General features: G+C 71.5%; 18 protein-coding genes. 3 read left to right on the forward strand and 15 right to left on the reverse strand.

Features of this window, described 5'->3' with window-relative positions:
• Nucleotides 1–70: 70 nt before the first annotated feature.
• Complete coding sequence (gene ligD / locus P3L51_RS19365) at nt 71–1,102, reverse strand: non-homologous end-joining DNA ligase (RefSeq protein ID WP_354606517.1); 1,032 nt, start codon at nt 1,100–1,102, stop codon at nt 71–73.
• Between the two features lie 75 nt (nt 1,103–1,177).
• On the opposite strand from ligD, the gene P3L51_RS19370 reads away from it, so the two are divergent.
• Complete coding sequence (locus P3L51_RS19370) at nt 1,178–2,242, forward strand: ATP-dependent DNA ligase (RefSeq protein ID WP_354606518.1); 1,065 nt, start codon at nt 1,178–1,180, stop codon at nt 2,240–2,242.
• Between the two features lie 34 nt (nt 2,243–2,276).
• On the opposite strand, the gene P3L51_RS19375 is transcribed toward P3L51_RS19370, so the two are convergent.
• The 4 genes from P3L51_RS19375 to P3L51_RS19390 form a co-directional block, all read right to left on the reverse strand.
• Nucleotides 2,277–2,735, reverse strand: a complete 459-nt coding sequence (locus P3L51_RS19375; protein WP_354606519.1) for a YchJ family protein — start codon at nt 2,733–2,735, stop codon at nt 2,277–2,279.
• 310 nt (nt 2,736–3,045) lie between these two features.
• Nucleotides 3,046–3,846: an SAM-dependent methyltransferase gene (locus P3L51_RS19380; protein WP_354606520.1), complete on the reverse strand. Its 801-nt coding sequence runs from the start codon at nt 3,844–3,846 to the stop codon at nt 3,046–3,048.
• 181 nt (nt 3,847–4,027) lie between these two features.
• Complete coding sequence (locus tag P3L51_RS19385) at nt 4,028–4,264, reverse strand: DUF397 domain-containing protein (protein WP_354606521.1); 237 nt, start codon at nt 4,262–4,264, stop codon at nt 4,028–4,030.
• Nucleotides 4,265–5,125, reverse strand: coding sequence for a Sco1979 family transcriptional regulator (locus tag P3L51_RS19390; protein WP_354606522.1), 861 nt, complete (start codon nt 5,123–5,125; stop codon nt 4,265–4,267).
• A gap of 200 nt (nt 5,126–5,325) precedes the next feature.
• Between P3L51_RS19390 and P3L51_RS19395 the strand changes: the two genes are divergently transcribed.
• Together P3L51_RS19395 and P3L51_RS19400 are read left to right on the forward strand one after the other, a co-directional pair.
• Nucleotides 5,326–5,793 (forward strand): ATP-binding protein, encoded by a 468-nt coding sequence (locus P3L51_RS19395; RefSeq protein WP_354606523.1) that lies wholly within the window; start codon nt 5,326–5,328, stop codon nt 5,791–5,793.
• A complete protein-coding gene (locus tag P3L51_RS19400; protein ID WP_354606536.1) occupies nt 5,793–6,215 on the forward strand; it encodes a hypothetical protein in 423 nt (140 codons plus the stop codon). Before P3L51_RS19395 ends, P3L51_RS19400 begins: the two co-directional genes overlap by 1 nt.
• Before the next feature lie 69 nt (nt 6,216–6,284).
• Here P3L51_RS19400 and P3L51_RS19405 read toward each other — a convergent pair whose 3' ends face one another.
• The 10 genes from P3L51_RS19405 to P3L51_RS19450 form a co-directional block, all read right to left on the reverse strand.
• Nucleotides 6,285–7,259, reverse strand: coding sequence for a sugar kinase (locus tag P3L51_RS19405; protein ID WP_354606524.1), 975 nt, complete (start codon nt 7,257–7,259; stop codon nt 6,285–6,287).
• Nucleotides 7,256–7,933 carry a bifunctional 4-hydroxy-2-oxoglutarate aldolase/2-dehydro-3-deoxy-phosphogluconate aldolase gene (locus P3L51_RS19410; RefSeq protein ID WP_354606525.1) on the reverse strand — a complete coding sequence of 226 codons (678 nt, stop codon included), beginning with the start codon at nt 7,931–7,933 and terminating at the stop codon, nt 7,256–7,258. The genes P3L51_RS19405 and P3L51_RS19410 overlap by 4 nt, the downstream gene beginning before the upstream one ends.
• Nucleotides 7,934–7,973: 40 nt before the next feature.
• Nucleotides 7,974–8,810 carry a hypothetical protein gene (locus P3L51_RS19415; RefSeq protein WP_354606526.1) on the reverse strand — a complete coding sequence of 279 codons (837 nt, stop codon included), beginning with the start codon at nt 8,808–8,810 and terminating at the stop codon, nt 7,974–7,976.
• Nucleotides 8,811–8,818: 8 nt separating this feature from the next.
• Nucleotides 8,819–9,964: a galactonate dehydratase gene (dgoD, locus tag P3L51_RS19420; RefSeq protein ID WP_354606527.1), complete on the reverse strand. Its 1,146-nt coding sequence runs from the start codon at nt 9,962–9,964 to the stop codon at nt 8,819–8,821.
• Nucleotides 9,961–10,713 (reverse strand): FadR/GntR family transcriptional regulator, encoded by a 753-nt coding sequence (locus P3L51_RS19425; RefSeq protein WP_354606528.1) that lies wholly within the window; start codon nt 10,711–10,713, stop codon nt 9,961–9,963. Before P3L51_RS19425 ends, dgoD begins: the two co-directional genes overlap by 4 nt.
• A gap of 77 nt (nt 10,714–10,790) precedes the next feature.
• On the reverse strand, nt 10,791–11,549 hold the full coding sequence (locus P3L51_RS19430; protein WP_354606529.1) for an SDR family NAD(P)-dependent oxidoreductase: 759 nt from the start codon (nt 11,547–11,549) through the stop codon (nt 10,791–10,793).
• A gap of 70 nt (nt 11,550–11,619) precedes the next feature.
• Nucleotides 11,620–13,761 carry an alpha-galactosidase gene (locus P3L51_RS19435; protein WP_354606530.1) on the reverse strand — a complete coding sequence of 714 codons (2,142 nt, stop codon included), beginning with the start codon at nt 13,759–13,761 and terminating at the stop codon, nt 11,620–11,622.
• On the reverse strand, nt 13,758–14,609 hold the full coding sequence (locus tag P3L51_RS19440; RefSeq protein WP_354606531.1) for a carbohydrate ABC transporter permease: 852 nt from the start codon (nt 14,607–14,609) through the stop codon (nt 13,758–13,760). The genes P3L51_RS19435 and P3L51_RS19440 overlap by 4 nt, the downstream gene beginning before the upstream one ends.
• The gene (locus P3L51_RS19445) at nt 14,609–15,556 is read right to left on the reverse strand and encodes a carbohydrate ABC transporter permease (RefSeq protein WP_354606532.1); all 948 of its coding nucleotides are present in this window, start codon (nt 15,554–15,556) and stop codon (nt 14,609–14,611) included. Before P3L51_RS19445 ends, P3L51_RS19440 begins: the two co-directional genes overlap by 1 nt.
• 1 nt (nt 15,557) lies before the next feature.
• The gene (locus tag P3L51_RS19450; RefSeq protein ID WP_354606533.1) at nt 15,558–16,877 is read right to left on the reverse strand and encodes an ABC transporter substrate-binding protein; all 1,320 of its coding nucleotides are present in this window, start codon (nt 16,875–16,877) and stop codon (nt 15,558–15,560) included.
• Between the last annotated feature and the right edge of the window lie 54 nt (nt 16,878–16,931).

Genomic DNA, 16,931 nt, shown 5'->3' on the forward strand with positions numbered 1-16,931 from the left:
CGGGCGCGGGTCGATCGATCGATACGGCCCGTCCGGCGATTGAGGGCGGACCCGGCCGAGGAGGACAGGTCTACGAACCCTCCGGAGGGACCTCGCGCGCGCGGCTCGGTTGGACCCGCTTCGGCTCACCCGGCATCTTCGGGTAGTCCGGCGGGTACGGCAGATCACCGTGGCCGTGGTCGCGCTCGTCGCGGGCGGCCAGTTCCAGCAGGCCCTCCAGGCTGTACGCCTCGGAGTCCATGTCCGCGTGCAGGTCGCCGAGTTCGGCGAAGCGGGCCGGCATCGTCGCCACGTCGAAGTCGCGCGGGGAGACGTCGTCCAGCTCGTCCCAGCGCAGCGGCGCCGACACCGTGGCGTACGGATTGGGGCGTACGGAGTAGGCCGACGCGATGGTGCGGTCCCGCGCCGTCTGGTTGTAGTCCACGAAGATCCGCTCGCCCCGCTCCTCCTTCCACCACGCCGTGGTGACCCGGCCCGGCATGCGCCGTTCCAGCTCCCTGCCGACGGCGATGGCGCTGCGCCGTACCTGGGTGAAGGTCCAGAGCGGCTCGATCGGGACGAACACGTGCAGCCCCCGACCGCCGGAGGTCTTGGGCCTGCCGTGCAGGCCCTGCTCGTCGAGGATGCCGCGCAGCTCGTGCGCGGCCCTGACGGCGTCGTGGAAGTCGGTGCCGGGCTGCGGGTCCAGATCGATGCGCAGTTCGTCGGGGTGCTCGGTGTTCCCCCGCCGTACGGGCCAGGGATGGAAGGTCAGGGTGCCGAGATTCGCACACCAGAGCACCGCGGCCGGTTCGGTGGGGCAGATCTCGTCGGCGGTGCGTCCGCTGGGGAAGGAGATCCGGGCGGTGGGGATCCAGTCGGGCAGGTTCTTGGGCGCCCGCTTCTGGTAGAAGGACTCGCCGGCGATGCCGTCGATGTAGCGCTGGAGGGTGGTCGGCCGGTTCCGCAGGGCGCGGGTGATCCCCTCCCCCACCGCGATGTAGTACCGGGCGACGTCCAGCTTGGTGAATCCCCGCTCGGGAAAGTAGATCTTGCCGGGGCTGGAGAGCCGTACGGTACGCCCGCCGACCTCCAGCTCCATCGCCGCGCCCTTGCTCGCCATACGCGCCACGGTAGGCGTGGCTCCCCCGGCCCGCATATCGGGCGGACCGGGCCCGTCCCGCGCACAATCGAGGTCATGGATCTGCCGGTGATGCCTCCGATGAAACCGATGCTGGCCAAGTCCGTGGCGAAAATCCCGCCCGGTATGCAGTACGAGGCGAAGTGGGACGGCTTCCGTGCGCTGATCCACCGGGACGGCGACGAGGTGGTGATCGGCAGCAGGAACGGCAAACCGCTGACCCGCTACTTCCCCGAGCTGGTCACCGCCTTCCTGCGCGAGCTGCCCGAGCGGTGTGTGATCGACGGCGAGATCGTGATCGCGCACGAGGGGCGGCTGGACTTCGACCGGCTCAGTGAGCGCATCCACCCGGCGGACTCCCGCGTGCGGACGCTCGCGGAGCGGACCCCCGCGAGCTTCGTCGCCTTCGACCTGCTGGCGCTGGAGGACCGGTCGCTGCTCCCCGTCGCGCAGTCCGAGCGCCGCTCCGCTCTGGTCGACGCCCTCGCCGGTGCCTCGGCCCCGGTCCATCTGGCACCGGCCACCAATGATGTGGATGTGGCCCGGGAATGGTTCCGGCGCTACGAGGGCGCCGGGCTGGACGGGGTGGTGGCCAAGCCGCTGGACCTGCCGTACCGGCCGGACGTACGCGTGATGTACAAGATCAAGCACGAGCGGACGGCGGACGTGGTCGTGGCCGGATACCGCCTCCACAAGAGCGGTCCGGTCGTCGGGTCCCTGCTGCTCGGCCTGCGTGACACGGCCGGGACGCTTCAGCACGTGGGGGTGTGCGCCGCGTTCTCGATGAAGCGCCGGGCCGAGCTGGTGGACGAGCTGGCGCCGCTGCTGATGGATCCCGCCGACGGTCATCCGTGGGCCGCCTGGGCGCGGGAGTCGGCGCACGAGAACGCCAGACTGCCCGGCGCGCCGAGTCGCTGGTCGGGCAAGAAGGACCTGTCGTGGGTCGCGGTGCGGCCGGAGCTGGTGTGCGAGGTGGGTTACGACCACATGGAGGGCGACCGGTTCCGGCACACGGCGCAGTTCCGCCGGTGGCGTCCGGACCGTACGCCCGAGGAGTGCACGTACGCGCAGTTGGAGGAGCCGGTGCGGTACGACCTGGCGGAGGTGCTCGCGTCCGGCTGATCCCGAAGCCGCGGCCCGATCGGCAGGGCACCCTCTACTCCACGAAGGTGCCCTCGACGTATACCCAGGCGCCCTCGTGCCGTGCGAAGTGGCTGCGCTCGTGCAGCGCGCCCCGCTCGCCACGGCGGGCGTAGCGGGCACGGAAGGTGACCGTGCCCGTGGTGTGGAAGGCGCTGCCCTCGGTGGTGGCCAGGATCTCCAGGCCCGCCCAGCGCATCGCCGGGTCGAGATCGACCCGTGACGGGCGGGTGGCGGGATGCCAACTGCTCAGCAGATACGGCTCGTTACCCACCGCGAAGGCGCTGTAGCGGGCACGCATCAGGCGCTCGGCGGTGGGGGCGGCCGCGGTTGCGGCGTGGAAGCGGCCGCAGCACTCTCCGTAGGAGGCGGGCAGACCGCAGAGACAGGGCGAAGTGTCTCGTGGAGCGCGCGGGCCCGGTGCGGGGCGCGCGGTCGATGCGTTTCGGGTGGGGCGTGTGGGGCGTCGGGCCATCCGCACATTGTGCCCGTCCGCCGCGGCGGCCGACGTCCAGGGACGGCCGGGAAGGGGTTCAGAGGGCCGCTGGGCGACTGCGGGGCCGCGCCACCGTTTCCCGGGGCGCCCCGGCCGTCCCTGCGCTGTGACGTGGCGCACACGCGGTCCTCGGCGGTCGCGGGGCGGGAGCGGAGGCGGGAGCGGGAGCGGAGGCACCGTAACGGGTCCGGAAAACGCTTCGGCGCCGCCGCACCCCCCAAGAGTGCCGCGGCGCCGAAGCGCTTTGCCTGCCCGGACCCCCGCCGGTCCGGACCGTGTGAGTCCTGTGTCAGGGCTTGCGGGCCACGCCGACGAATCCGGCGATGAGCCCGTCGTCCGGGACGGGGACGACCTCGCCCAGCTCCGGCCGCCACTCGGCCACCAGGGAGACGCCGGGGTCGACGAGTTCGAGACCGTCGAAGAAGTGGCTGACCTCCTCGCGCGAGCGCAGGGCCAGTGGTACGCCCTTCGCCTTGTAGAGCGCCTCCGCCTTCTTCGAGTTCTCCGGGTCGAACTCACCCGTGGTGTGGGAGATGACCAGATAACTGCCGGACGCCAGCGGTGCGAGCAGCTTGCGCACCAGCTCGTGCGCGCCGTCCTCGTCCGGGACGAAGTGGAGCAGCGCGATGAGCGACAGGGCGACCGGCCTGTCGAAGTCCAGGATCTTCCCGGCCTGTTCGACGATCGCGTCGGGTTCGCGCGCGTCGGCCTGGATGTACTCGGTCAGGCCCTCTGGGCTGCTGCGCAGCAGCGCCTCCGCGTGCCGCAGCACGATGGGGTCGTTGTCGGTGTAGACGACGCGCGAGTCGGTGGCGACCTCCTGCGCTATCTGGTGCAGGTTGGGCTCGGTCGGGATGCCGGTACCGATGTCGAGGTACTGGCGCACCCCCGCCTCGGCGCCGAGCCAGCGGGTGGCCCGGTGCATGAACGCCCGGTTGCACTTGGCCATCTCCCGGCCGAGCGGGTTCAGTTCGAGGAGTTGGCGAGCCATCTCCTCGTCGACGGGATAGTTGTCCTTGCCGCCGAGGAACCAGTCGTACATCCGGGCCGGGTGCGGCCTGCTGGTGTCAATGGGGTCATGCCCGGTCATGTGCACTCCATGAGTCTCAGCGTCACTGGCAAGAACTAGTGGCAAGGAACAGGTGAGTTCAGATCCGATCAGGCCTGATCGGCTCCTACCAGGCGGGATCCGGCCGATCAGGACGTACGGTTCACGTCACATCACGTCGAATCACGTCACGTCGGTCATGTCAGGTCACGTACGGGTCGGGTCAGGTCAGCAGGAAGTCGGCCTGGCCGGACTTGGCGCCTTGAATGAACGCGGCGATCTCGCCATGGGTGTAGATCAGCGCGGGACCGTCAGGGTCGTTGGACTGGCGCACGGCGACTCTGCCGTCGGCCAGCTTCATGGCCTCGACGCAGTTGCCGCCGTTGCCGCCGCTCCACGGCTTGTGCCAGCCCTCGGCGCCGAGGTCGGTGGCGGGCATGCCGTTGTATATCGGATCCATTCACAGCTCCTTGCGGACATCCTTGAGGATCTCCTTCGTGCGTTGTGCAGTTGCAGCCTGAGCCGCCATGCGGTCCATGACCTCGAGGTGGGTCGCCACCTCGGGACGCGAGTCGAGGTAGACGGCGCCGGTCAGGTACTCGCTGTAGATCATGTCGGGCAGTTCGGGCATGGCGAAACGGAAGAGCACGAACGGCCCGTACGTTCCGGGGTGGTGTCCGGAGGCGAACTCCGCGATCTGCAGCGTCACATTGGGCATCCCGGACGCGTCGATGAGCCGGTCGATCTGCTCGCGCATGATGTCCGGCGTACCGACGGGACGGCGAAGCACCGTCTCATCCATGATCACCCAGAATTTGGGTGCGTCCGACCGCGTGAGCAGGGACTGGCGTTGCATACGGAGTGCGACGTGCCGCTCGATCGCCTCCGGCTGGACCTGCCCCACGGCGCCGGCGTGCATGACCGACAGCGCGTAGCCCTCCGTCTGGAGGAGGCCCGGTACGAAGTGTGGTTCGTACGCCCTGACCAGGGAGGCGGCGCCTTCCAGGCTGACGTACATGCTGAACCAGTCCGGCAGAATGTCGTGGAACCGCTGCCACCAGCCTGGCTTGTTGGCCTCCTCGGTCAGCTCGACGAAGGCGTCCGCTTCGTCGTCGCCGACCCCGTAGGCCCGGAGAAGTACCTGTACGTAGGGGACTTTGAGCGTGACCTCGGCGGTCTCCATCCTGCGGACAGTGGCCGACGCCACCCGGAGAAGCTTCGCGGCTTCCTCGCGTTTCAGGCCGGCTCTCTCGCGCAGATCCATCAGGCGTTTACCGAGTACGACCTGTCCCACGGTCGGGGCAGACCGCGGTTCACTCACTTTGGAACCTCCCCATGCACGGTTGCCAGCAGTGTGCCATGCCCTCGCCAGTAAGAACACGGCACTCTGGAAATTTCACAGTGCTACTTGCCAAGTGTCTCGCACGGGTGGAGAGTGGTTCGGTGAACCAGTTCATGCAGTTGTCGTGCTCCGCCCGGAGGTTTCGCACGGTGCTGCTTCCCCACCGTTAGGAATCGGTCGTGGCACCTGGTAACGCGCTCACCCCCCCACTGATGACCGTGTGCCCTGGCAACGTTGTCCGACGCTACGGTTTCGCACTACCCGCCCACGCGGAGTCGGTCTGCCGCGCCAGACGGCTCACCCGTGAGCGGCTCTGCCGTTGGGGCACCACGGACGAGACGCTCGAAACCGCGATCCTGATCATTTCCGAGCTCGTCACCAACGCCGTCGTCCACGCGCCCGGCGACCATGTCATGTGCGAATTGCGCGAAGGGAACGGCCGGCTGCACATAGCGGTCGAGGACCAGGGTTTCGGCCCCACGGGGCCGCAGCTGCACCGCGTGTCCGACGACGAGCACGGCCGGGGGCTGCTCCTCGTGGACGCAGTGAGCAGCTGCTGGGGAACCCACGACACATCCGGTTACGGCGCCGGGCGTGTCGTATGGGCGGAGCTGCCACACGAGGCGGGGCAGGGGCAACCGTGCTGATGGGTGCGATGCGCCGGTTCGCCCGTGGGCTGCGTGAGGAGCGGAGCGGGCTCGCGCAACTGCCGCTGCCGCCCACGCTGCCCGCCTCGCTCGGCTGTGACGCGGTGGGCGTCCCGGCCAGGCACGGGTTCCGGCTGATGGGCAGGCTGCCCAGTACCGGCTGCGTCTTCGCCGACACCGAGTGGTGGTGGTGGATCGTCCCCGCCGGCTCGGATCTCGAACTGGACTGGCCCCGGCCCGCGCGTTACGTCTCCGGGACCCTGGTCCCGGCCGCGCACCCCCGGCTGATCCACTGGCCGGACGCCCCCACGCCGTACACGCCGCCGATCCCCTTCTACCTGATGGTCTGCCAGCTCGCGGGGACGACGCCTACGTGGGAGGTGCGGCCGCGGGGAGAGATCCCGGTGCGGCAGAGCGGCTGACAGCCCTCTTGACTCATAGGGGTGGCGGGCCGCGGACCACGGACCTGTACGGACCACGGTCCATCCTTCTTATACGGACAGCGCGTTCCAGGTCGTCTCGTCGGCCGCCAGCAGCTCCCGGATGCGCTCCGGCGGCGGCAGCGGGCCGTGGTCGGCCGGGACGCGCAGGGCGGAAGCCGCCGTCAGATGGCCGAGGCGCAGGGCCCGTACCGGATCGTCATGGCGCAGCAGACCCGCCAGGAAGCCCCCGGCGAACGCGTCGCCCGCGCCCACCGGCTCGACTACCCGCACCTTCGGCGCGCTCACCGTGTACGCGTCGGGGCCGATGTACGCGGTGGCCGCCCGCGCCCCGTCCTTGACCACCAGCACGCGCGGCTCCGGCAGCAGGGCGCGGACCGCGTCGGCGGACGTCAGCGCCGCGCCCCAGAGGGCCTGTGCCTCGTCGAGTCCGACCAGGACGAGGTCCGCGCGGGCCGCGAGGGGCAGTAGCACCCCGGCCGCCGGCTCGTCGCCCCAGAGCGCGGGGCGGTGGTTCACGTCGAAGCTGACCGTGTACGGGCGTCCCGGCCGCAGCGCCCGTTCCACCAGGGCGCGGCAGGACGCCGAGAGCGCCGGGGTGATCCCGGTGAGGTGCACGAGCGCGGCGCCGCGCACCGCCGGCTCGTCCAGGGTCGGCGGTCCGAGGGCGGAGGCCGCCGAGCCGGCGCGGTAGTAGTGGACGCCCGTCGCGTGCGTGCCGGGGTCCTTGACCAGCAGGCCGGTGGGGCGCGCCGGATCGGTCCGTACGCCGGAGACGTCGACGCCCGAAGCGGCGATCCGCTCCCGGACACGCCGCCCGAAGGGGTCGTCGCCCAGCGCGGACACCCAGCGGGCCGGCACGCCGTGGTCCGCCAGATACATCGCGACGTTCGACTCGGCGCCCGCGACGTCGAGCCTCAGCGATTCGGCGGTGTCCAGCGGGGCGACCGGGTCGGGCGCCAGCGCCGCCATGGTCTCGCCGATACAGACGACGGGACCGGGGCGCGGCAGCGGAGCCGTACTCACGAAGGCCCGCCCTGGGTCACGGCGTTTGCGACGTCCAGGAAGGTACGGGCGCGGGCGCGCAGGGCGTCGGGACCGGCTGCGTCCGACGCGTCGGCGGCGGTGTCGGCCGCTGTGTCGGCCGCGTCGCCGACCAGCGGGGATCCGACGCCGACCGCGAGCGCGCCGGCGTCCAGATACGCCCTCGCCGCCGTGGCGTCGATGCCCCCGACGGGCACGAACGGGACGTTCGGAAAGGGGCCCCGGAGGGCGCGCAGGTAAGCGGGTCCGCCGGCCTGCGCGGCGGGGAAGATCTTCACCGCGCAGGCTCCGGCGCGCAGGGCGGCCACGATCTCGGTGGGCGTCATCACCCCGGCGAGGACCGGGAGTTGGAGCTCCCGCGCGGCGACGACTCCTTCGCAGACGGCGGGCGTGACGACGAAGTCCGCGCCGGCCCGGTGCGCGGCGCGCGCGTCGTCGGCGGTCAGGACGGTGCCCGCGCCGAGGGGCGCGTCGGGCCCGAGCGCGGCGCGGGCCCGCGCGATGACGTCCAGCGCGTCGCGCCCGGTGAGCGAGACCTCGACGAGCGCGACGCCCTCATCGACGAGGGTGAGCACGGTCCTGAGCGCCGCGTCGGGGTCGTCGCCTCGCACGATGGCGAGGAGTCGGTGGGCGCGCAGGGCGGCCGGCAGATCCACGGGTGGGTTCCTTCTCTCGTACGCGTTCGGGTGGTCTCGTTCATGGTCGCGGACGGCGTCCCGCCGTGACGGTCAGCCGCCAGCGGACCTCGCCCGACGCGGGGACCCGCGCGGCGTCGTCCGCTCCGGCCGCCGCCAGGTCGAAGACGCGGCCGAGCATCGGTTCGACGCCGACGGAGCGGTACGGGGCGTCGGCGGGGAAGCCGCCCAGGTTGCGCCAGAGGGCGACGGAGACGGGCTGTCCGGGCGCCTCGACCGCCAGGCGCAACGTGTCCCGCCCGTCGCGCACGGACACCTCCGGGGTGGCGACGACCGCGCCCACGGCGCTGCCGTCGTCCGGGCCGAGCCGGTCGAGTGCCGTGCCGCCCACGGGATTCACCGGCCAGGCACCCGCGGTCCAGTGCGCCCCGTCGTCGGGGTAGAGCCGGGCCGGCGCGCCGTCGGGGATGGCGACCGTGGCGCGGGGCGACACGTCCAGGAGCGCGTGGGCGGCCCAGAGGAAGCGGTAGCCGGGGGCGGCAGTGAGCCGGTAGTCGGCGACGAGCGCGCCGGCCTCCGTACGGATGCGGCGCGCGAGGCGGAAGTCCGGGCAGTCGACGTACTCGTCGCACTCCCCGGCGGTCTTCGCCTCCCCGCGGGTCTCCTCGTCACCGCGCCGGTGCCAGGGCCGGGACCACGCGTCGCCGTGGTCGGGAGTGCCGCGCACCGTCGGAACGCACTCCTCCAGGCCCCCGGCGTCGGCGAAGGCGTCACCCGGCGCGACGAGGGGACGGCGTGGCTCGTCGCGGCTCCACAGCCACTCCCGGCCGCCCGCGCGCAGCGACGTCCAGCGTCCGCCGTGCGCGGGGTCGGTGGTGACGGAGACCGGCTCGCTCATCCACTCGCTCACCATTCCGCGAACGAGCCGTCGTCGTGCCGCCAGACCGGATTGCGCCAGGCGTGCCCGGTGCGGTCGGCGGCCCGCACGGCCGCCTCGTCGACCGTGACGCCGAGCCCCGGCTGATCGGTGCGGTGCGCGTGGCCGTCGACGAAGCGGAACGGCTCGGTGTCCACGACGTACGACAGCAGATCGGCGTCCTTGTTGTAGTGCAGTCCCCTGCTCTGCTCCTGAATGAGGAAGTTCGGTGTGCAGAAGGCGACTTGGAGGCTGGCGGCCAGCGCGATCGGGCCGAGCGGGCAGTGCGGTGCGAGCTGCGCGCCGTAGATGTCGGCGAGCGAGGCGATGCGGTGCACTTCCGATATACCGCCGGCGTGCGAGAGGTCGGGCTGGGCCACGGCGATGCCCGCGGCGAGCGCGGGCAGGAACTCGGCACGCCCGTAGAGCCGTTCACCGGTCGCGATGGGTACGGGACTGGACGCGACCAGCCCGGCCAGCAGGTGTCCGTGCTCGGGCAGCAGCGGCTCCTCCACGAACAGCGGGTGCAGCGGGGCGAGTTCGGACAGGACGCGGCGGGCGCCCGCCGGGCCGAAGCGGCCGTGGAAGTCGACCGCGACGTCCCGGTGCGGGCCGAGGACGGCGCGCGCCGCCGCCACCCGCTCGACCACGGCGGCGGTCTCGGCGGGGCTGGTGATCGGGGACGTACGCCCGGCGGCGTTCATCTTGACGGCGGTGAAGCCCGCCTCGACCTGGGCGGTGACCTCGTCGGTGAGCCGGGCGGGTTCGTCGCCGCCGACCCACGCGTACACCCGCACCTGGTCCCTGACGGGTCCGCCGAGCAGGGCGTGCACGGGGGCGCCGTACGTCTTGCCTGCGATGTCCCACAGCGCCTGGTCGATCCCGGCGACGGCGCTGGAGAGCACCGGGCCGCCCCGGTAGAAGCCGCCCTTGGTCATGACCTGCCAGTGGTCCTCGATCCGCAGCGGGTCCTGGCCGACGAGGTACTCGGCGAGTACGTCCACGGCCGCCCGTACGACCTCCGCCCGGCCCTCGACCACGGGTTCGCCCCAGCCGACGGTGCCGTCGTCCGTCTCGATACGGCAGAACAGCCAGCGGGGCGGGACGAGGAACGTCTCCACGCGAACAATCTTCACTTCGCCTCGGCCCCTTTCGTCCCGGGGGCGGCCGGGGCGGCCGTCCCGTGCACCTTGTCGAGGTCGCGGACCGCCTGGTCGAGCAGTGCCCGCATGGCCTGCTGGGCGGCGTCCGGGTCCTTGGCGCGTACGGCGTCCAGGACGGCGCGGTGGCTCGGCACCGGATCCTCGCCGTGCGGCGAGGAGTGCACGATCCGGTCGCGGTGGGCGAGGCCGGACTCGATGACCATCTCCATGCGTGTCAGCAGTTCGTTGTGGGTGGCGGCGAGGAGCGCGCGGTGGAAGGCGAGGTCGGCCTCGACCGCGTGCGCGGCTCCGCCGTCCCCCTCCCCCATCTCCGTCAACGCCGCTTCCAGCGCGGTGAGATCGGCGTCGGTGCGCCGCTCGGCGGCGAGCCGGACGGCGGCCGGTTCGATGATGCCGCGCACCTCACCGAGATTGCGCAGCAGGGCAAGGTCCGCGCCGGCGCTGGTGCCTTCGGCGAACTGCCAGCGCAGGACGTCGGCGTCGAGGAGGTTCCAGTCGGAGCGGGCTCTGACGAACGTCCCCCGGCGCTGCCGCGCGTCGACCATCCCCTTGGCGGCGAGCACCTTCAGCGACTCACGCAGGGCGGTCAGGCTGACGTCCAACTCGCGCTGCAGTTCCACGAGATCGAGGGTGGACCCCTCGGGGATCTCTCCGCTGAGCACCCGGCGCGCGAGAGTCTCCACGGTCTGGCCGTGCACTCCGCGGCGCGCGTATGGCGTCATGTGTCGTTCTGCCTTTCTGCTGGTCGTTCCGCTGGTCGTTCGTGAGCGGCGGTGGTCGTGCGCCGGGCCCCGAGCCGTCAGGCCGAGGCCTTCACGACACTCCATCCGCCGTCCACGAGCAGACTCGATCCGGTGATGTAGGAGGCCTCGTCGGCCGTCAGGAAGGCGATGGCCGCCGCGACCTCCTCGGGCGTACCGAAGCGGCGCGCCGCCGTGCCCTCGACGCTGAGGGCCCGCTCCTCCTCGGGTACGCGGTCCCACGCGGCGGTGAGGATCGGGCCGGGCAGTACGGCGTTGACGCGTACCTCCGGTCCGTACTCCACGGCGAGCTGTCCGCAGAGCGAGACCAGCGCGCCCTTGCTCGCGGCGTACGCGGGGTGGCCGGGGATGCCCATGCGCGCGTGGACGGAGGATGTCAGCACGACGGCGCCCCGGTGGGCGCGCAGATCGGGCAGGACGGCGCGGAAGCCGAGGAAGCCACCGGTGAGATTGACGGCGAGCTGGCGTTCCCAGGAGGCGAGGGTCATCTCGTGCGCGGGGCTGACGTCCACGATGTAGGCGTTGCTGACGAGGACGCCGACCGGGCCGTGCCGGTGGGCGGCGGCCACGACGCGGTCCCAGTCGTCCTGTTCGGCGACATCGGTGGGTACGAAGTCGGCGCGGCCTCCTTTGTCGCGGATGCCGGCGGCGACGGCCTCGCCGCGCGCCGTGTCGATGTCGGCGAGGATCACGGCGGCGCCCTCGGCGGCGAGCCGGGACGCGGCGGCGGCCCCGATGCCCGACGCGGCTCCGGTGACCACCGCGACGCGGTCGTGGAAGCGGGCTGGTGCGTTCATGAGGCGGTTCGACTCCTCCGGGTGCGTGGCCGCCGTTCGGCGACCCGGGCGACTGTAGTGAGCGTGCGGGTCATGGGGTCCCGGCCGCGGGTCCCTTGCCGTCCACCCGGGTGAGCACCACGAGTTCGGCGTCGTGGTCGGCGGTCCAGTGGAACGGCAGCCCCGAGTGCAGGAGATAGCCGCCGCCGTACGTCGTACCGGACGTCTCGTCCCGGTAGTGGGCGGCCGGGTCGAGACCTCGCAGCCGCAGCCGGGACGGGCGTCCCGGCACGAGCGGCGCGCCGTCGAGGGGGCCGGTGTTCCAGGCGGTGACGACGGTACGGGCGCCGATGCCCCGGCCGTCTTCGTCGTACTGCACTCCGCAGGTCGGCTCGGCGGGCGAGTTCAGCAGCCGGATCTCGCCGTGGTGGACGATGTCGCGGATCTCCTTGTAGCGGGCCACCCAGCCCGCGGCCTCGGCGCGCTGCTCGTCCGTCCACCTGCCGAGGTCGGCCCCGATACCGAGGACGCCGGAGAGGGAGCTGACGAAGCGGAAGGCGAGCGAGCGGGGCCGTGGGTCGAAGATGCCGGGCGCGTCCGTCACCCACGCGCTCATGGTGTGCGGGGCGTGGGCGTGCAGATAGCCGTACTGGATGGACAGCCGGTCGAGCGGGGCGGTGTTGTCGCTGGGCCAGAGCACGTCCGTACGGGCGAGTGTGGCGTGGTCGATCCTGGCGCCGCCGCCCGCGCAGCCCTCGACGGTGACGTGCGGGTGCGCGGTCCGCAGGTGGTCGAGTACGCGGAGGTAGCCGTCGACGTGCGCGGCGTCGAGGTCCTGGCTCTCGACGGGGCCGCCGCCGGGCCTGCCGCGTTCGGTGGGCGGGCGGTTCATGTCCCACTTGAGGTAGCTGATCCGGTACGTGCCGAGCAGCCGGTCCAGGGTGGCGATGACGAAGTCCTGGACGTCGGTGCGGCCGAGGTCGAGCAGGAGCTGGTTGCGTACGAGGGTGACCGGGCGGCCCTCGACTCGGTAGACCCACTCGGGGTGTTCGGCGTGCAGCGCGGATCCGGGGCTGACGGCCTCCGGTTCCACCCAGAGCCCGAAGTCCATTCCCAGCTCGCGCACCTGGGCGATGAACCGGTCGAATCCGTCGGGGAACTTGGCCGGGTCGGGATACCAGTCGCCGAGGCCGCCGGTGTCGTCGTTCCGGCCGGTGAACCAGCCGTCGTCGACGACGAACAGCTCGGCGCCGATGCCGGCGGCGACGCGGGCCAGCTCCAGCTGTCCGCCCGCCTCGACGTCGAAGCCGGTGGCCTCCCAGGAGTTGTAGAGCACCGGGCGCGGCCGGTGCAGCCGCTCGCCGGCGAGACGGCGTTCGTAGCGGTGCCAGACGCGGGCCAGTCCTTCGAGTCCGTCCGGGCTGAATGCGCAGGCCAGTCGCGGGGTGGTGAGGGTGGCGCCGGGCGCGAGGCGGACGGCGCCCTCGTGGGGCAGCCGGCCGGCCCGCACGCGCAGGGCGCCGCCCGGCTCGGCGTCGGCGGTCAGGTGCCAACTCCCGGACCATTCGAGGGCGATGCCGTAGGTGGGGGTGGCGCCCTCGGCCGGGTCCGCCGCGTCCTGGATCGCGAGCCACGGGGCGTACGCGTGCCCCGGCACCGCCTGGGTGCTGGCCAACTCGAAGCGGCCACGGGTGAGTTGGAGCTGGGTGAGCTGGAACTCCCGCGACCACTGGCCGGAGAGGTAGGTGAGCCGGGCGGTGTCGGTGACGGGGATGTTCACGGCGGCCGAGTCGAAGCGTTCCAGGCGCAGTTCGTCACCGCCGACGCAGCGGAGTTCGGTCCAGCGGAGGATCACGTCGGTGCCGGGCACGCTCTCGTAGCAGAGGGTCGTGGTCAGTGCGAGCGTGTCGTCGGTGAAGACGAGACGCAGCGCGCGGTCGCCGTCGGCGCTCGCGCCGGTGAAGCTCCACCACACGCCGCGTTCCTCGCCGGGGCGCTGCGCGACCAGGTCGGCGCCGGTGAACGGCCGCGGCCCGTACGGGATGTACTCGGCGGGGGCGGCGTCGGCGGGGGTGATGAAGTGCGTGCGGCGCGACCAGTCGAGCGGGGATGGTCCCTGCTCGGCGCCGTGCGGACCCCAGGCCGAGAGTTCGGCCCACCCCCCGTCGGGCGCGAGGGTGACGGCGTAGACGGTGTTCGTGGTGCGTAGCAACCACGGCTCGTGCGGGGTCATTTGACCGCTCCCAGGTTGAGGCCGGCCACGAAGTGGCGCTGGAACCGCAGGAATACGGCGACGGTCGGGGCCGCCGCGATGACGGAGCCCGCCGCGATCACATTCCACATGGACACATACTGGCCCTGGAGTCCGATCAGTGACGCGGTGATCGGCATCCGGCTGTCGGTCCGCAGCACGGTGATGGCCCAGAGCAGATCGTTGAAGATCCAGGTGAAGGAGAGCGCGCTCAGCGCGGCGAGCGCGGGTTTGGTCAGCGGCAGCACGATGCGCCAGTAGATCTGCCAGGGGCTCGCGCCGTCGATGACCGCGGCCTGCTGGATCTCGACGGGCAGGGACCGCATGAAGCCGTAGAGGACGAAGACGTAGAAGCCGACGCCGAAGCCGATCTGTACGCCGATGAGCGCGTACAGCGTGTCGTACAGGCCGAGGCTCTCGCTGATGCGGGAGACCGGGATGAGCAGGATCTGCGGCGGCAGCAGATTGCCGCCGAGCATCAGCAGCAACAGCGTGCGGCGCAGGGGCAGTTCGTAGCGGCTGAGGGCGAAGGCGGCCATCGACGCGAGGCCCAGCGTGATGAGCACGGTCGGCACGGTGACGAGCATGCTGTTGATCAGCGCCCGCTGCTGACCGCCGTCGACCCACGCCTGGCCGAAGCCGTCGAGGGTGAAGGAGTGCGGCAGGCTGCCGAGCCCGTTGGCGGCGATGTCGTCGAACGAGCGGACGCTGGTGACCAGTACGAGCGCGATGGGCAGCAGCCACAGCACGGAGAGGGTGCCGGCGCCGAGGTGGAAGCCCGCGGTCGCCAGTTTCCCGCGGGTGCGGGTGCTGCCGGAGGTGGCGGACATCAGTCGGCCTCCCGGAAGGCGCGGACGAGGTACGAGGCGATGACCCCGAAGGCCAGCACGAAGATCACGACCGCGAGGGCGGAGCCGTATCCCAGTCGCAGCGACTGGAAGGCGGTGGAGTACATGTACGTGGAGAGCAGCTCGGACGAGTGATACGGGCCGCCGCGGGTGAGGGCCCAGACGACGTCGAACGAGCGCAGTGAGTCGATGACTACGACCGACAGGACGACGGCGTTGACGCTGCGCAGCTGAGGCAGCGTGATGTGGCGGAAGCGCTGCCACCGGCTCGCGCCGTCGACCTTGGACGCCTCGTAGAGCACCGGGTCGATGCCCTTGAGGCCGGCGATGTAGAGGATCATCACGTAGCCGATCTGGCGCCAGAGGGCGGGCACGATCACGGCGTACAGGGCGGTGTCCTGGTCGGCGAGCCAGGCGCGGGTGAGGTTGCCGAGGCCGATGGTTTCGAGGGCCTGGTTGATCAGGCCGTCCGGCTGGTACATCGCCTGCCACACCAGGGCGGTGGCGACGAGGGAGAACACGACGGGCAGGAAGAGCGCGGCCCGGTAGAAGCCGACGCCGCGGCGCTCCTGCTGGAGGAGCAGGGCGGCGCCGAGGCCGAGGAGCACGGAGAGCCCGCCGAAGAGCAGCAGCCACAGGACCGTGTCGAACACGGCGGTACGGAAGACGGCGTCGCCGAACATCTCACGGAAGTTGCCGAGGCCGATGAAGCGCGGCGCGGAGACGCCGTCCCAGTCGGTCAGGGAGAGGTAGAAGCCCTGGACCGCGGGCCAGAAGACCCAGAACGCCTCGGCGAGCAGGGGGACGAGGACGAAGGCGAGCACCACGGGCGGGACCCGGGTGGACCGCTTGCGGCGTGGCCGCCGGTCCTCCTTCGCCGTCGGCTGTTCCTGTTCCTTCTTCGGAGGCCCGGTGACGACCGCCGCCATCTCAGCGGCCCCAGATTTTCTGCGACTCGCGCTGCCAGGTGGTGAGGATGGAGCCGATCTCCTTGGGCTTGGCGAGGAAGCGGGTGAGCGCGGCGTCGGCGGGCGGCTGGAGGGCGTCGCTGGAGTCGCGGTTGAAGTACTGGGTGAGTTCGGCGGCGCCCTCGATCAGCGCACGGCCCTTCTTCACCAGGGCGGTTCCGCTGTCCTTGGCGTCGGGGTGGGTCGGCAGCGCGGTGCCGGAGGAGTTCTTGAGGTAGAGCTCCTGCGCCTCGGCGGTGGCGAGATACCGCATCAGCTCCATGACCTCGGCCTTGCGGCCGGTGCGGGCACTGGCGAAGTAGCCGTCGGTGGGGGCCTCTTCGGCGACCGGGACCTTGGGGTCGATGACCGGGAAGCGGAAGAAGTCGATGTCCGCCAACTGCCCCTTGGGGGCGGAGTCGGCGAAGAAGGTGCCTATCAGCATCATTCCCGTACGGCCCTGGAGAAGTGCGGTGGTGGCGTCCTGGAAGGGCAGGGCGGTGCTGTCGGGGTCGAAGTAGGGCAGCGCCTCGCCCCAGCGGTCGAAGACCTTGCGGACCTCGGGGTCGTCGAACCGGTGCTTCCCGGCGAGGAGTTCGCGGTGGTAGGTGGCGCCGTTGATCCGGATGTTCAGATAGTCGAACCAGGAGGACGCCACCCAGGGGGTGTTGCCGCCCGCGCCGAGGCCGATCGGCGCGACGCCCTTGCCCTTGAGGGTGTCGCACAGGTCCAGGAACTCGTCCCAGGTCGTGGGCTCCTCGACGCCCCACTTGGCGAAGTTCGACTTCCGGTAGAAGACGCCCCACCAGTAGTAGGTGGTGGGGACGAAGACCTTCTTGCCCGCGGCAGAGGTGCAGAGCTTGCTCAACGCGTCGGAGTAGCCGGTCAGTTCGGGCTCGGTCCAGAGGTCGCTGACGTCCAGGAGCAGGTCCTTCGCCGCGTACGACTCGGCGACCGAGCCGGGGTACCAGGTGTAGAGGTCCGGCGGGTTGGCGGAGGTGAGGTAGGTCGGGAGCTGGGTGCGGAAGGTCTCGGACGCGACGGTGTTGAGCTTCGCCTTCGCGCCGCCCTTCTTGCCGAAGCCCTCGACGACCTTCTCCATGGCGTTCTTGGCCTGCGGCGAGGAGAGGTTGGACTGGAGGGTGACGTCGCCGCCCGCCTCGCTCTTGCCGGTCGATCCCGAGGTGACGCAGCCGCTCAGCAGCGCGGCGGCGCCGACGGCGCCGGTGCCCGCGAGGAACTGACGGCGGCCGGGTGGCGAGGTGGGTGGTGCGGTGGGTGGCGAGACGGGTGGGGTGATCATCGGTGAACTCCCTGTCGGACGGTGCGGGTCGGTGCTGCGGTCTCCGGTGGGGCG

The organism is Streptomyces panacea (assembly GCF_040560175.1).
Classification (GTDB): domain Bacteria; phylum Actinomycetota; class Actinomycetes; order Streptomycetales; family Streptomycetaceae; genus Streptomyces; species Streptomyces panacea.

Excerpts from the sequence above, each read along its gene's own strand:
- ligD (WP_354606517.1), bottom strand. The coding sequence starts at position 1,102 with ATGGCGAGCAAGGGCGCGGCGATGGAGCTGGAGGTCGGCGGGCGTACC.
- P3L51_RS19370 (WP_354606518.1), top strand. The coding sequence starts at position 1,178 with ATGGATCTGCCGGTGATGCCTCCGATGAAACCGATGCTGGCCAAGTCC.
- P3L51_RS19375 (WP_354606519.1), bottom strand. The coding sequence starts at position 2,735 with ATGGCCCGACGCCCCACACGCCCCACCCGAAACGCATCGACCGCGCGC.
- P3L51_RS19380 (WP_354606520.1), bottom strand. The coding sequence starts at position 3,846 with ATGACCGGGCATGACCCCATTGACACCAGCAGGCCGCACCCGGCCCGG.
- P3L51_RS19385 (WP_354606521.1), bottom strand. The coding sequence starts at position 4,264 with ATGGATCCGATATACAACGGCATGCCCGCCACCGACCTCGGCGCCGAG.
- P3L51_RS19400 (WP_354606536.1), top strand. The coding sequence starts at position 5,793 with ATGGGTGCGATGCGCCGGTTCGCCCGTGGGCTGCGTGAGGAGCGGAGC.
- P3L51_RS19415 (WP_354606526.1), bottom strand. The coding sequence starts at position 8,810 with ATGAGCGAGCCGGTCTCCGTCACCACCGACCCCGCGCACGGCGGACGC.
- P3L51_RS19425 (WP_354606528.1), bottom strand. The coding sequence starts at position 10,713 with ATGACGCCATACGCGCGCCGCGGAGTGCACGGCCAGACCGTGGAGACT.
- P3L51_RS19430 (WP_354606529.1), bottom strand. The coding sequence starts at position 11,549 with ATGAACGCACCAGCCCGCTTCCACGACCGCGTCGCGGTGGTCACCGGA.
- P3L51_RS19435 (WP_354606530.1), bottom strand. The coding sequence starts at position 13,761 with ATGACCCCGCACGAGCCGTGGTTGCTACGCACCACGAACACCGTCTAC.
- P3L51_RS19440 (WP_354606531.1), bottom strand. The coding sequence starts at position 14,609 with ATGTCCGCCACCTCCGGCAGCACCCGCACCCGCGGGAAACTGGCGACC.
- P3L51_RS19445 (WP_354606532.1), bottom strand. The coding sequence starts at position 15,556 with ATGGCGGCGGTCGTCACCGGGCCTCCGAAGAAGGAACAGGAACAGCCG.
- P3L51_RS19450 (WP_354606533.1), bottom strand. The coding sequence starts at position 16,877 with ATGATCACCCCACCCGTCTCGCCACCCACCGCACCACCCACCTCGCCA.